Here is a 13,104-nt window from a genome sequence, read left to right as displayed (position 1 = left end):
CGTCCACTCCTGGCCGGTTGCGGCGCGCCGGGCTGTTACCTGGAATAGTTGGTGCCGCACGCACAGGACCAAAGCGAAAGCGGGGATGTTGGTGACTTCGACGGAAGGTGTGAGCGGGCCGAAGCTGGCGAAGGACGCCGGTACGGCCGCGCCGAGCACCCTGGAGCGTGACGTCCAGACTCTCGAGAAGGCGATCTACGAGGTCAAACGGGTCATCGTCGGTCAGGATCGACTGGTCGAGCGGTTGCTCGTCGGCGTGCTGGCACGGGGTCACGTGCTGCTCGAGGGTGTGCCCGGTGTGGCGAAGACCCTCGCGGTGGAGACCTTCGCCAAGGTGGTCGGCGGCTCGTTCTCCCGGGTGCAGTTCACCCCCGACCTGGTGCCCACCGACCTCATCGGTACCCGCATCTACCGCCAGGGCCGCGAGGAGTTCGACACCGAGCTCGGCCCGGTCGTCGCCAACTTCGTCCTCGCGGACGAGATCAACCGCGCGCCCGCCAAGGTGCAGTCGGCGCTGCTCGAGGTGATGGCCGAGCGGAAGCTGTCGATCGGCGGCAAGACCTACCCGATGCCCGATCCGTTCCTGGTCATGGCGACCCAGAACCCGATCGAGAGCGAGGGTGTGTACCCGCTGCCCGAGGCGCAGCGCGACCGCTTCCTGTTCAAGGTCGTCGTCGACTACCCCTCGGTCGAGGAGGAGCGCGAGATCATCTACCGGATGGGCGTGACCCCGCCGGAGCCCAAGCAGATCCTCGCCCCCGAGGACATCATCCGCCTGCAGAAGCTGGCCGCGAACGTCTTCGTGCACCACGCGCTCGTCGACTATGTCGTCCGTGTCATCACCGCGACCCGCACCCCCGCCGAGTTCGGCATGAACGACGTCGCCAACTGGATCTCCTACGGCGCCTCGCCGCGCGCCAGCCTCGGCATCATCGCCGCGGCGCGCTCGGTGGCGCTGATCCGCGGCCGCGACTACGTGGTCCCGCAGGACGTCGTCGAGGTGATCCCGGATGTGCTGCGTCACCGTCTGGTGCTGTCCTACGACGCGCTCGCCGACGAGGTGACCCCCGAAGAGGTCATCAAGCGGGTCCTGCAGACCGTCGGTCTGCCGCAGGTCGCGCCGCAGGCCGTCGGCGGCCAGGCCGCCCCGCAGCAGCCCGCCGTGCCCCAGCCGCCCCAGCAACAGCCCGTGCCGCAGCCGGCGAACGGGCAGCAGTCCCAGCCCGCCGGCCACGTCGCGCCCCAGTGAGTGCGCCGGAACCCGTTGTCCGCGTGCCCACCTCGTCCCACGCGCCGCCGTCGTTCCGTGCCGGGGAACTGACCGACCCGAAGCTGGCCGCCGCGCTGAAGACCCTCGAACTGACGGTGCGGCGGCGGCTCGACGGTGTGCTGCACGGCGACCATCAGGGACTCATCCCGGGACCGGGTTCGGAGCCGGGCGAGGCGCGGCTGTATCAGCCGGGTGACGATGTGCGGCAGATGGATTGGTCGGTCACCGCCCGCACCACCCATCCGCACGTGCGGCAGATGATCGCCGACCGTGAGCTCGAGACCTGGCTCGTGGTCGACCTGTCGTCGAGTCTGGATTTCGGCACCGGCCGGGTGCAGAAGCGCGATCTGGCGATCGCGGCCGCCGCGGCGATCACCCACCTCACCTCCGGCGGCGGCAACCGCATCGGCGCCGTCGTTGCCACCGGCCAGGACCTGGTGCGGATCCCGGCGCGCAGCGGCAGGCTGCACGCGCAGACGATGCTGCGCGGCATCGCGACCACCCCGCACGCCCGCGACGGCGTGCGCGGTGATCTCAAGGCCGGCATCGAGTCGCTGCGCAGGCCCCAGCGCAAACGCGGGCTCGCCGTGGTGATCAGCGACTTCCTCGGTGACGTCGACTGGCAGCGCTCGCTGCGCGCGATCTCCGCGCGCCACGATCTGCTCGCTGTCGAGGTGCTCGATCCGCTCGATGTCGCCCTGCCCGACGGCGGTGACGTGGTGCTGCACGATCCCGAGTCGGGGCACACCAGGGAATTCAGCGTCACCCCCACGTTGCGCGCCGATTTCGCGGCCGCGGCGGCAGCCCAGCGCGAGCAGGTGCAGCAGGCGCTGCGCAGCTGTGGCGCGCCGGTGCTCTCCCTGCGGACCGACCGGGATTGGATCGCCGACGTGGTCCGGTTCGTGTCCACCCGGCGCCACAGCCTCGGCGCCCCGAGCGGGCGGGTGCCTCGCCAGTGAGTATTTCGCATTTCACGGCCGTCGTCTGGCTCGGGTTCCTCGCCGTCGTCGCCCTGCTGGTCCTCGGCTATGTGCTGGTGCAGCGCGCCAGGCACCGGCGGATGCTGCAGTTCGGCAACATGACCGTGCTGGAGAAGGTCGCCCCGTCGCGGCCGAGCCCGATGCGGCACGCGCCGATCGCGCTCATCCTGGCCGGTCTGGTGCTGCTCACCATCGCCGCCGCCGGGCCCACCGCCGTGCAGAAGGTGCCGCGCAACCGCGCGACCGTCGTGCTGGTGATGGACGTGTCGCTGTCGATGGAGGCCACCGACGTCGAGCCCAACCGCCTGCAGGTCGCCCAGCGCGCGGGCAAGGAGTTCGTCGACGGCCTGACCCCTGGCATCAACCTCGGTTTCGTCACGTTCGCCGGTACCGCCTCGGTGATGGTCTCGCCGACGACGAACCGCGAGGCGGTCAAGCACTCGATCGACAACATCAAGCTGGCCGAGCGCACTGCCACCGGCGAGGGCATCCTGACCGCGCTGCAGTCGATCGACACCCTGGCCGCCGTGCTCGGCGGCGCCGAGACCCCGCCGCCGGCGCGGGTGGTGCTGATGTCGGACGGCAAGCAGACCGTGCCCGACGACAAGGACGTCGACAATCCGCGCCACGCCTTCACCGCGGCGCGGCTGGCGAAGAACAAGAACATCCCGGTCTCCACGATCTCCTTCGGCACCGAATGGGGCACCGTGGAGATCCCGGATTCCGACGGCAAGGGGTCGCAGCGGGTCAAGGTGCCCGTCGACAACGCCTCGCTGCAGGAGATCGCGAAACTGTCCGGCGGTGAGTTCTACACCGCGTCGTCGCTGGCCGAACTGCGCGCCGTCTACGACACGCTCGAGGAACAGATCGGCTACGAGACCACCAGGGGCGACGCGAGCAGGCCGTGGCTGCTGTTCGGCATGCTGTTCGTCACCGCCGGTGTCGTGGTGAGTTTGGTCTATCGTCAACGCCTGCCCTAGCACTGCAGCCCCGCGTTGTGAGTAGTCGCAACGGCGCGACCCTGACGCGGGGCACACGAACCGGAACAGATAGGTTGGACCCTATGTCGAACGTCACATCCCGCTCGGTCCTGGTGACCGGCGGTAACCGCGGTATCGGTCTCGCGGTGGCTCAGCGCCTGCTCGCCGACGGCCACAAGGTCGCCGTCACCCACCGTGGATCGGGGGTGCCCGAGGGCCTGTTCGGTGTGAAATGCGATGTCACCGACAGCGAGTCGGTCGACCGGGCGTTCACCGAGGTCGAGGAGCACCAGGGTCCGGTCGAGGTGCTGGTCGCCAACGCGGGCATCACCGACGACACCCTGCTGATGCGGATGACCGAGGAGCAGTTCGAGAAGGTCGTCGACGCGAACCTCACCGGTGCGTTCCGCTGTGCCAAGCGGGCCAACCGGGCCATGCTCCGCGCGAAGTGGGGCCGCATGGTCTTCCTCGGCTCGGTCGTGGGCATGATGGGCCAGGCGGGGCAGATCAACTACGCCTCGTCCAAGGCCGGTGTCATCGGCCTGGCCCGTTCGGTCACCCGTGAGCTCGGTTCGCGCAACATCACCGCCAACGTGGTCGCGCCCGGCTTCATCGAGACCGACATGACCGCCGACCTGCCCGAAGACATGAAGGACATGGTCGAGAAGTACATTCCGCTGCGGCGCGTCGGCCAGCCCGAGGAGGTCGCCGCCGTGGTCAGTTTCCTCGCTTCCGAGGACTCCCGCTACGTCTCCGGCGCCGTCATCCCGGTCGACGGCGGCATGGGCATGGGCCACTGACCCGCTGACCGACTTCCCGCGGCGCCGAACCGGTCGCCGCGTCCACGAACGCAGGAGAACCGAAAACCCATGGGCGGACTGCTCGAAGGCAAGACCATCCTGATCACCGGCATCATCACCGATTCCTCGATCGCGTTCAGCGCGGCGGCGGTCGCGCAGGAGCAGGGCGCGAAGGTGATCATCACCGGCATCCCCGAGCGGCTGCGGCTGATCGACCGCATCGCCAAGCGCCTCCCGCAGGAGGTGCCCCCGGCGATCCCGCTGGACGTCACCAACGAGGAGAACCTGGGCGCGCTGGCCGACGCCCTGCGCGAGCTGGCCCCCGAGGGCATCGACGGCGTGCTGCACTCGATCGCGTTCGCGCCCAAGACCCTGATGGGTCCGGACGCGGTGCCGTTCCTGGAAGGACCCGGACCCGATGTGGCCAAGTCCTTCGAGATCTCCGCGTGGAGCTACGCCTCGCTGGCCCGGGCCGTGCTGCCGGTGATGAACGAGGGCGGCTCGCTGGTCGGCATGGACTTCGATCCGCGCGTCGCGATGCCGTACTACAACTGGATGGGCGTGTCCAAGGCCGCGCTGGAGTCGGTGAACCGGTACGTGGCCCGGGAAGTGGGCTACGCCAAGAAGATCCGCTCCAACCTGATCGCCGCGGGTCCGGTGAAGACTCTCGCCGCCAAGGCCATCGCGGGCACCGCCACCGACGACGCCAAGCAGCTGCGCCAGCTCGACGAGTACTGGGACGGCGCGTCGCCGATCGGCTGGGACGGCGCCGACGCGCGTGCCGTGGGCAAGTCCATCGTGGCGCTGCTCTCGGACTGGCTGCCCGCCACGACCGGCTCGATCATCTACGTCGACGGCGGCGCGAGCCACAACATGTGGTTCCCGGAGAACTTCACCAACTGATGGTCGACGGCCTGCTGCTGCTGTCCTTCGGCGGTCCCGAGGGCCCCGAGGACGTGATCCCGTTTCTGGAGAACGTCACTCGGGGCCGCGGGATCCCGCGCGCCCGGCTCGACGAGGTCGCCCAGCACTACCTGCACTTCGGTGGCGTCTCGCCGATCAACGCGCTGAACCGGCAGATCATCGCCGCGGTGGAGGCCGAACTCGACGCGGCCGGGCTAGACCTGCCCGTCTACTTCGGCAACCGGAACTGGCATCCGATGGTGGAGGACACCGTCGCCACGATGACCGCCGACGGCGTGCGCTCGGCCCTGGTCTTCCCGACCTCGGCCTGGGGCGGGTACTCGGGCTGTCGCCAGTACGACGAGGACATCGCCCGCGCCCGCGCCGCCGTCGGGGAGGGCGCGCCCGAGCTGGTGAAGTTGCGCCAGTACTTCGATCATCCGCTGCTGATCGGGTCGTTCGCCGACGCGATCACCGCCGCGACGGCCACGCTGCCCGCCGACCGCCGTGCGGGCGCGCGCCTGGTGTTCACCGCGCACTCCATTCCGGTCTCGGCCGACATCGCCGCCGGGCCACCCGCCGACGGTGGGCGGCTCTACAGCAGGCAGGTCACCGAGGCTGCCCGATTGTGCGCCGCCGCAGCCGGTTTCACCGACTACGACGTGGTCTGGCAGTCCCGCTCCGGCCCGCCGCAGGTGCCGTGGCTGGAGCCCGACATCGTCGATCATCTGGACGTGTTGCACGGAAAGGGAATCGACGCCGTCGTCGTGTGCCCGGTCGGCTTCGTCTCCGACCACCTCGAGGTGATCTGGGACCTCGACAACGAGGCCGCCGATCGCGCCGCCGAACTCGGCATGGCCTTCGCCCGTGCGGCGACACCGGGCACCGACCCGCGCTTCGCGCGCATGGTCGTGGAGCTGATCTCCGAGCGCGTCGCCGGGGGAGACGTGCGCGAACTCGGCACCGTCCCTGGCTACGGCTGCACCGTCGACGGTGCCCTGTGCGCGCCGGGCTGCTGCGAGCAGCCGCCGCGCCCCGTGCGCTCGTGAACACAACCGGATAACCATTCCCCTGTTCGGCGGGGTGTGGAGGGTAGGCTTTTCGCCAGTTGTGCTCGACAGATCGGAGGACTTCCGATGCGTTCGACAAGGCGACGGGCGGTATCCCTGCTGGTCGTGGCTACCGCCACGCTGGGTCTCAGCGGCTGTGGCGGTGACTCGGGCTACGAGACCGGCGCCGCGCCCACCCAACCACCCATCACCCCGGCCATGGTCGACGAACTGTGCGAGATCCTCGACGCCCAGCAGGGCACCTGGAAGGCGCTCGGCCCGCAGGTGGCCGAGGTGGCGTTCACCGGCGTCATGAAGCTGTGGACCGAACAGAACACCGCGGCCAATGCCGCCATCTCCTACGACCGGCACATCGTCGACACGGTCACCAGCCAGACCTGCCCCGACGTGCGCACCGACACGCTGCAGGTCCTCGACCAACCCGACATGAAGACCGCCATCGGCGGAATCTGAACCGGCACTTGCCACTTCCGGCGACCGTCGCGCTAGCATCGGCACGCAGACTTTCGTGGAAGTGGGGGATCTCGTGAGGGGTGGGTTGATCCGGTTCGGCGCCGTCGACCGGCTCACGGCGGTGAGCGTCGACGTGCTGGCGCGCCGTGGCGGGCGTGGTCGCGGCGGTCGCGGTGATGGAAGTGCGCTGCCGACATGGGTGATGGTCGCCGTCATCGCGGTGGTCGCGGTGGCGGTCGTGGTGGTGGCGATCGTCGTGTACCGCTACACCTCGCGGCAGTCCGCCGCCCAGTACGAGGCGCTGAGACAGCGTGTGCCACAGCAGTTTCAACCGGAGCACGGGAATGCCGCCGCGCATGTCCCGGGCCGGGCACCGTCGCGCCCAGCGTCGGCGCCGACCACGGCACCGGGAAGTCCCGGCCCGAGTCTCCGCTGAGATCAGCGGGGCGGACCCGCGGCGGCGTGCACCGCCGCCAGCCTGGCCTCGCGAATGGTGTTCCACAATGGGCGCAGCAGCGACTCGTGCGCGCCGATCGCCGAGGCCGAGGTCGGCGCCGAGGCCGGTTCGTGCTGGGCGACGGTGAGAATGGCCGCCACGTGGTCGGCCGTGTCGAGAATGCGCTTGGCGCGCAACGGGATCGAATCGGGGTAGGCGTGCCGGGAGTAGGCGGCCAGCTGCGCTTCGATCTGTTCGCGGGGGTCGGCGTCGGAGGCGCCGACCGAGGTGGTGTGCAGGCGCATGAGCGCGTCGGCGGCGTCGCGGACGGATTCGCGCATCGTGTACTCGGCCTCGCCGAGGGACATGTCCGGGCCGACGACCCGCGGGATGTCGACGCTGTACACGGTCCACTGCAGGACCTCGTCGTCGGTCCAGTGCGGGATCAGGCCGGTGCCCTGCTCGCCAGGAACGCCGAGGAGCAGCCCTTCCTCGGCGTCGACCGCGTCGGCCGCGAAGGCGGTACCGATCGGGAGCCCGCGCACATCGCCCGGCGCGGGCAGCACCAGGCGCAACTGCGCGCCGGGCGGCGCCATCGCCTCGCGGATCACCTTGAGCAGCGGCATCACTCCGGTGCCTGCGGCCTCGCCGCGCGAGGTCCACGGCAGGTCGCTGCGGCCGCCGGTGACCGGGTCGCCCGCGGCGAGGGTGTGACGCGCGGCCCACGTGTGCAGCGCCTCCAGCACGTCATCGGGCGCGCTGGTCCCGGCCAGCCACGAGCCGGCCCACAGCGTCAACGTCGCACTGGGAGAGCACATAATCATCGAGCATAAAGGTTCGCCCGGATTCGCGTACGGACGATGAGGGCCTGTCTGACCTGCGGGTGGTCTAGTCGGGTTCGGTGACGAAGTCGATGAGCCGCTCGACGGCGCCGATGAGCGGCGCCTCGAGATCCCGGAACGAGTCGACCGCGTCGTACACCCGGCGCCAGCCCTGCTGCGGTGTTCCCCAGCCCAGGCGCGCGCAGATCCCGGTCTTCCAGTCCTCGCCGCGCGGCACCGTCGGCCAGGCCTCGATGCCCACCGCGGCAGGACGTACCGCCTGCCACACGTCGATGAACGGATGGCCGGTGACCAGCACGTGCGGGCCCAGGCCGGTGGTCAGCTGGGTCTCCTTGGACCCGGTCACCAGATGGTCGACCAGCACCCCGACCCTGGCGCCGGGGCCGGGGCCGAACTCGGTGAGGCGGGCGCCGAGATTGTCGAGGCCCTCGAGATGCTCGACGACGACGCCCTCGACCCGCAGATCATGGCCCCACACCCGCTCGACGAGGGCCGCGTCGTGCACGCCCTCCACCCAGATCCGGCTGGTCCGGGCCACCCGGGCGCGCAGACCTTCGACTCGGGTCGAGCCCGACGCGGACCGAGAAGTCTGCTTGGGCGGGGCCGCGGTCGGCCGCACCAGGGTCACCGGTTTCCCGTCGATGAGGAAGGCCGCCTCGCGCAGCGCGAACAGCCGGACCGCGCCGCGGGCGTCCTCGAGTTTCACGAACTCGCCGTCGTAGCTGCGGTCGAAACCGACTACGGCACCGCAGAATCCGCTCGCCGCGTCCTCCACCACCAGGTCCCGCTCGGCGCTGACCTTCGGCACCGGAGTCTTCTTGGTCCGCTGATGCCCGGAAAAGATGTCGCCGTACCCGCCACGTGCACTCACCTCACGAACGTACCGCGACCGGACCGTCACCCGGTGGACCGACGCCGCGGCGATCGGGTCCTGCGTTGGGCGGGTGCGTAGTTGGGGTCGTGCCCGCTGCGCGCGCCCGGTTCGCCGGGTGCCGCGAGACCGCCCGCCACGGGCCGATCACGGCTAGGCTGGACCTCGTGGCCGCAATAATCTGGCTGATCGCGGGCATCGTCCTCGCGGCGGCGGAAATGCTCACCGGGGATCTGACGCTGCTCATGCTCGGTGCCGCCGCCCTCGGCACCGCGGGCGTCACCGCCGCCGCCGATCTGCCGCTGTGGGGCGACGCGCTGGTCTTCGGCGGCGTCGCCGGCGTGCTGTTCCTCGGGGTGCGGCCGGTGCTGCGCCGCAAGTTCGGCACGCCGCCGCCGATTCCGACCAATGTCGATGCGCTGCCGGGGAAGTCGGCGCTCGTGCTCGAACAGGTCGCCGCGCATTCGGGTCAGATCAAGCTCGGTGGCGAGGTGTGGACCGCGCGCCCGCTGGACCCGGATGAGGTGTACGACGCCGGCCTGACCGTCTATGTGATGAAGATCGACGGCGCGACCGCCGTCGTCTGGAAGGGTCCCTAGAACATGGTTGCCTTGATCGTGGCCGCCGTCCTCGTCCTGTTGGTCGTGGTGGTGGTGTTCAAATCGATCGCTCTCGTTCCGCAGGCCGAGGCGGCGGTGATCGAGCGGCTCGGGCGCTATTCGCGCACCGTGTCCGGTCAGCTCACCTTCCTCGTCCCGTTCGCCGACCGGGTGCGGGCGAAGGTCGACCTGCGTGAGCGGGTCGTGTCCTTCCCGCCGCAGCCGGTGATCACCCAGGACAACCTCACCCTGCAGATCGACTCGGTGGTGTATTTCCAGGTCACGAGCCCGCAGGCCGCGGTCTACGAGATCAGCAACTACATCGCCGCGGTCGAGCAGCTCACCGTCACCACGCTGCGCAACGTCGTCGGCGGCATGACCCTGGAAGAGACGCTGACCTCGCGCGATCAGATCAACAACCAGCTGCGCGGCGTCCTCGACGAGGCGACCGGCCGCTGGGGTCTACGTGTGGCCCGGGTGGAGCTCAAGTCCATCGATCCGCCGCCGTCGATCCAGGAGTCGATGGAGAAGCAGATGAAGGCCGACCGCGAGAAGCGCGCGATGATCCTCACCGCCGAGGGCACCCGCGAATCGCAGATCAAGACGGCCGAGGGCGCCAAGCAGGCGCAGATCCTGTCCGCCGAGGGCGCCAAGCAGTCGGCGATCCTGTCGGCCGAGGGTGAGCGGCAGAGCCGCATCCTGCGCGCCCAGGGTGAGCGCGCCGCGTCCTACCTGCAGGCGCAGGGTCAGGCGAAGGCGATCGAGAAGGTGTTCGCCGCCATCAAGAACGGCAAGCCGACACCGGAACTGCTTGCCTACCAATACATGCAGACGCTGCCGATGGTGGCGCGCGGCGACGCCAACAAGGTGTGGCTGGTGCCCAGCGACTTCGGCAAGGCCCTCGAGGGTTTCGCGCAGAACTTCGCCACCAAGGGCGAGGACGGCGTGTTCCGCTACGAGCCATCGCCCGAGCCGGAGCAGCCGGTGAAGATCGAGGACGACTCCGATGTCGCCGACTGGTTCGAGACGGCCTCGGACCCGAAGATCGAGCAGGCCGTGCGCGCGGCGGAAGCGACCGCCCGCACCCCGGTCGAGGGCTTCGAACCGCCCCGGCCGAAGGCGCCCCCGGCCGTGCCGCCCTCGCTGCCGACCCCGCCGCCGGTCGCGCCGGAGCCCGAGCGTCCGGACGACCCGTACGGCCGTCCCTGGCAGCCGCCGCAGCACGGCTGATCGGCACACGGAGCGAGTAGACGTCGGCCGCGCCCCCGGATCCGGGAGCGCGGCCGACGCGCGTGCGGAGCCGTCAGGTCCGCGCCGTCGCGCTGTCGCTGCTGAGTTCGGCGGCGCGGTCGGCGACGGCGGTGCCCAGCTCGGCGGTCGTCGCGCTCCCGCCCAGATCCGGCGTGCGGACCGCTCCGTCGGCGAGGACATCACAGACGGCCCGGTCGATCGCGGCCGCCGCCGCGTGCTCGCCCAGGTGCTCCAGCATCATGGCGCCGGCGAGGATCTGCGCCACGGGATCGGCGATCCCGAGCCCGGCGATGTCGGGCGCACTGCCGTGCACGGCCTCGAACATCGACGGCGCGTCGCGCGCGGGATTGATGTTGCCCGAGGGCGCCAGGCCGAGACCGCCGGTGACGGCGGCGGCGAGGTCGGACAGGATGTCGCCGAACAGGTTCGAGCCCACGATCACATCGAGGCGGTCGGGGTGCAGCACGATCTCGGCGGCGAGCGCGTCGACGTGCATCTGGCGGGTCCGCACGGCCGGGTACTCCGCGGCGATCCGCTCGAAGACGCTGTCCCAGTAGGGCATCGAGTGGATCAGCCCATTGGACTTGGTGGCCGAGCAGAGCAGGCCCGAGCGTTCGGCCGCCCGCTCGAACGCGTAGCGGATGATGCGTTCGCAGCCGGTGCGGGTGAACACCGATTCCTGCAGCACGAATTCGTCCGGCCTGCCCGGATTGTGGATGCCGCCGATCTCGGAGTACTCGCCCTCGGAGTTCTCGCGCACGATGAGCAGATCCAGGTCGGCGGCGGTGCGGTCGCGCAGCGCCGACTCGGTGCCGGGCAGCAGCCGCACCGGCCGCAGGTTGACGTACTGACCGAAGGCGCGGCGCAGCGGGATCAGCAGGCCCCACAGCGAAACATGGTCGGGCACACCGGGAAAGCCGACGGCGCCGAGGAAGATCGCGTCGAAACCGGCCAGCCGTTCCACTCCGTCGGCGGGCATCATGGCGCCGGTGCGCAGGTAGTTCTCGCACGACCAGTCGAAGGTGGTCCAGGCGACGCCGGGCAGGACCCGGTCGATCACCTTCACCGCCTCGGCGGTCACGTCCACGCCGATCCCGTCGCCCGGAATGGTCGCGATCCGGTAGTTGCCCACGCCTGTCTCCCTACACCTTGACGCCGATGTATTTGATCTCGAGGAATTCGTCGATGCCGACGGATCCGCCCTCCCGGCCGAGGCCGGACTCCTTCACGCCGCCGAACGGCGCCGCCGGATTCGACACGACCCCTTGATTGAGGCCGACCATGCCGGTCTCGAGCGCCTCGCACACGCGCAGCCCGCGGCGCAGGTTCTCGGTGAACACGTAGGCGACCAGGCCGTACGGGGTGTCGTTTGCGCGGGCGACGGCCTCCTCCTCGGTGTCGAAGGTGCCGATCGCCGCGACCGGGCCGAAGATCTCGGTGTGACACAGCTCGGCGTCATCGGGCACGTCGGTGAGCACCGTCGGGGGGTAGAAGGTGCCGGGCCGGTCGGTGACCTGCCCGCCGAGGAGTACGCGCGCGCCGCGCCTGCCCGCGTCGGCGACCAGCCGCTCCACCTTGGCGACCGCGTCGGCGTCGATGAGCGGCCCGACGACCACGCCCGGCTCGGTACCGCGCCCCATCGGCAGGGCCGCCATGCGCTCGGCCAGCCGCTCGGCGAACGCCTCGGCGACGCCGCGCTGCACCAGGATCCGGTTCGCGGCGGTGCAGGCCTGCCCGATGTTGCGCATTTTCGCCGCCAGCGCGCCGTCCACGGCCTCGTCGAGGTCGGCGTCGTCGAACACGAGCAGCGGGGCGTTGCCACCGAGCTCCATCGAGGTGCGCATCACCGTGCGGGCACACTGCTCGAGCAGCAGCTTCCCGACCGCGGTCGAGCCGGTGAAGGAGAGCTTGCGCGACCGCGCGTCGGCGATGAGCGGAGCGATCAGCGCGCCGGGATCAGCGGTGCTGACGACATTGACCACCCCCGCCGGCACGCCCGCCTCGGCCAGGATCGCCGCCAGCGCCAGCATCGACAACGGCGTCTGCTCAGCGGGTTTCACGACACAGGTGCAGCCGGCGGCCAGCGCGGGCGCGATCTTGCGCGCGCCCATCGCCATCGGGAAGTTCCACGGCGTGATCAGCAGGCTCGGCCCGACCGGCTGCCTGGTCACCAGGAAGCGTGAGCCGCCGGCCGGCGCGGGCAGATAGCCGCCGTCGAGCCGGACGGCCTCCTCGGCGAACCAGCGGAAGAACTCGGCGGCGTAGGCGACCTCGCCGCGCGCTTCGGGCAGCGGCTTGCCCATCTCGAGGGTCATCACGAGGGCGAGCCGGTCGGCGTCGGCGAGCAAGGCGTGGTGGGCGCGCATCAGGATGTCGGCCCTGGCGCGCGGTGGCGTGCGCGCCCAGTCGGCCTGGGCGGCGGTGGCGGCGGCGAGCGCCGCGAGTCCGTCCGCCGGGCGCGCGTCCGCCACCGAGCACAGGGTCCGGCCGGTGGCGGGGTCGAGAACGGGCAGGGCGACGGGGGAGTCGCGCCAGGCGCCGTCGATGAACAGGCCCTTCGGCACGCTGTCGATCGCGGCCCGCTCGGCGGCGTCCAGCGGTGCCTCGTGCTCACGCAGCCCTGTGCTGCCCCCGGACTCGTCCATGCGC

14 protein-coding genes are annotated in these 13,104 nt (G+C 70.6%); 10 read left to right on the top strand and 4 right to left on the bottom strand.

What is annotated here, in order from left to right:
* Positions 1-85 precede the first annotated feature (85 nt).
* The 8 genes from moxR1 to DFR69_RS00730 all read left to right on the top strand — a co-directional run bounded on the left by moxR1 (position 86) and on the right by DFR69_RS00730 (position 6,892).
* On the top strand, positions 86-1,249 hold the full coding sequence (gene moxR1 / locus DFR69_RS00765; protein ID WP_110035455.1) for a chaperone MoxR1: 1,164 nt from the start codon (positions 86-88) through the stop codon (positions 1,247-1,249).
* A gap of 23 nt (positions 1,250-1,272) precedes the next feature.
* Positions 1,273-2,229 (top strand): DUF58 domain-containing protein, encoded by a 957-nt coding sequence (locus tag DFR69_RS00760; protein WP_110035454.1) that lies wholly within the window; start codon positions 1,273-1,275, stop codon positions 2,227-2,229.
* A complete protein-coding gene (locus tag DFR69_RS00755) occupies positions 2,226-3,230 on the top strand; it encodes a VWA domain-containing protein (RefSeq protein ID WP_110035453.1) in 1,005 nt (334 codons plus the stop codon). The genes DFR69_RS00760 and DFR69_RS00755 overlap by 4 nt, the downstream gene beginning before the upstream one ends.
* 83 nt (positions 3,231-3,313) lie before the next feature.
* Entirely contained in the window at positions 3,314-4,030 is a 717-nt protein-coding gene (gene fabG1 / locus DFR69_RS00750) for a 3-oxoacyl-ACP reductase FabG1 (protein WP_110035452.1), read from the top strand.
* A gap of 69 nt (positions 4,031-4,099) precedes the next feature.
* Positions 4,100-4,933, top strand: a complete 834-nt coding sequence (inhA, locus tag DFR69_RS00745; protein WP_110035451.1) for an NADH-dependent enoyl-ACP reductase InhA — start codon at positions 4,100-4,102, stop codon at positions 4,931-4,933.
* Positions 4,933-5,982, top strand: coding sequence for a ferrochelatase (locus DFR69_RS00740; protein ID WP_110035450.1), 1,050 nt, complete (start codon positions 4,933-4,935; stop codon positions 5,980-5,982). Before inhA ends, DFR69_RS00740 begins: the two co-directional genes overlap by 1 nt.
* Positions 5,983-6,069: 87 nt before the next feature.
* Entirely contained in the window at positions 6,070-6,456 is a 387-nt protein-coding gene (locus tag DFR69_RS00735; RefSeq protein WP_146229176.1) for a hypothetical protein, read from the top strand.
* 61 nt (positions 6,457-6,517) lie between these two features.
* Positions 6,518-6,892 carry a hypothetical protein gene (locus DFR69_RS00730; RefSeq protein WP_146229175.1) on the top strand — a complete coding sequence of 125 codons (375 nt, stop codon included), beginning with the start codon at positions 6,518-6,520 and terminating at the stop codon, positions 6,890-6,892.
* Positions 6,893-6,894: 2 nt separating this feature from the next.
* On the opposite strand, the gene DFR69_RS00725 is transcribed toward DFR69_RS00730, so the two are convergent.
* Positions 6,895-7,710 carry a hypothetical protein gene (locus tag DFR69_RS00725; RefSeq protein ID WP_110035447.1) on the bottom strand — a complete coding sequence of 272 codons (816 nt, stop codon included), beginning with the start codon at positions 7,708-7,710 and terminating at the stop codon, positions 6,895-6,897.
* Between the two features lie 70 nt (positions 7,711-7,780).
* The gene (locus DFR69_RS00720) at positions 7,781-8,605 is read right to left on the bottom strand and encodes a DUF3097 domain-containing protein (protein ID WP_110035446.1); all 825 of its coding nucleotides are present in this window, start codon (positions 8,603-8,605) and stop codon (positions 7,781-7,783) included.
* 167 nt (positions 8,606-8,772) lie between these two features.
* Between DFR69_RS00720 and DFR69_RS00715 the strand changes: the two genes are divergently transcribed.
* Positions 8,773-9,204 carry an NfeD family protein gene (locus DFR69_RS00715; protein ID WP_110035445.1) on the top strand — a complete coding sequence of 144 codons (432 nt, stop codon included), beginning with the start codon at positions 8,773-8,775 and terminating at the stop codon, positions 9,202-9,204.
* 3 nt (positions 9,205-9,207) lie between these two features.
* Complete coding sequence (locus DFR69_RS00710) at positions 9,208-10,434, top strand: SPFH domain-containing protein (protein WP_110035444.1); 1,227 nt, start codon at positions 9,208-9,210, stop codon at positions 10,432-10,434.
* Positions 10,435-10,507: 73 nt separating this feature from the next.
* Here DFR69_RS00710 and DFR69_RS00705 read toward each other — a convergent pair whose 3' ends face one another.
* Positions 10,508-11,587, bottom strand: a complete 1,080-nt coding sequence (locus DFR69_RS00705) for a tartrate dehydrogenase (protein WP_110035443.1) — start codon at positions 11,585-11,587, stop codon at positions 10,508-10,510.
* Between the two features lie 10 nt (positions 11,588-11,597).
* Positions 11,598-13,100 carry an NAD-dependent succinate-semialdehyde dehydrogenase gene (locus tag DFR69_RS00700; RefSeq protein ID WP_110035442.1) on the bottom strand — a complete coding sequence of 501 codons (1,503 nt, stop codon included), beginning with the start codon at positions 13,098-13,100 and terminating at the stop codon, positions 11,598-11,600.
* Positions 13,101-13,104: the final 4 nt, after the last annotated feature.

The sequence above is a fragment of the Nocardia neocaledoniensis genome, assembly GCF_003182135.1.
Taxonomy (GTDB): domain Bacteria; phylum Actinomycetota; class Actinomycetes; order Mycobacteriales; family Mycobacteriaceae; genus Nocardia; species Nocardia neocaledoniensis.
Note: the sequence above shows the minus strand (reverse complement) of the source record. Positions and strands in the feature narration are given on the sequence as shown.

Bases quoted from the DNA above. Each gene is read 5' to 3' on its own strand.
- moxR1 (WP_110035455.1), top strand. From the start codon at position 86: ATGTTGGTGACTTCGACGGAAGGTGTGAGCGGGCCGAAGCTGGCGAAG.
- fabG1 (WP_110035452.1), top strand. From the start codon at position 3,314: ATGTCGAACGTCACATCCCGCTCGGTCCTGGTGACCGGCGGTAACCGC.
- inhA (WP_110035451.1), top strand. From the start codon at position 4,100: ATGGGCGGACTGCTCGAAGGCAAGACCATCCTGATCACCGGCATCATC.
- DFR69_RS00740 (WP_110035450.1), top strand. From the start codon at position 4,933: ATGGTCGACGGCCTGCTGCTGCTGTCCTTCGGCGGTCCCGAGGGCCCC.
- DFR69_RS00735 (WP_146229176.1), top strand. From the start codon at position 6,070: ATGCGTTCGACAAGGCGACGGGCGGTATCCCTGCTGGTCGTGGCTACC.
- DFR69_RS00725 (WP_110035447.1), bottom strand. From the start codon at position 7,710: ATGTGCTCTCCCAGTGCGACGTTGACGCTGTGGGCCGGCTCGTGGCTG.
- DFR69_RS00710 (WP_110035444.1), top strand. From the start codon at position 9,208: ATGGTTGCCTTGATCGTGGCCGCCGTCCTCGTCCTGTTGGTCGTGGTG.
- DFR69_RS00700 (WP_110035442.1), bottom strand. From the start codon at position 13,100: ATGGACGAGTCCGGGGGCAGCACAGGGCTGCGTGAGCACGAGGCACCG.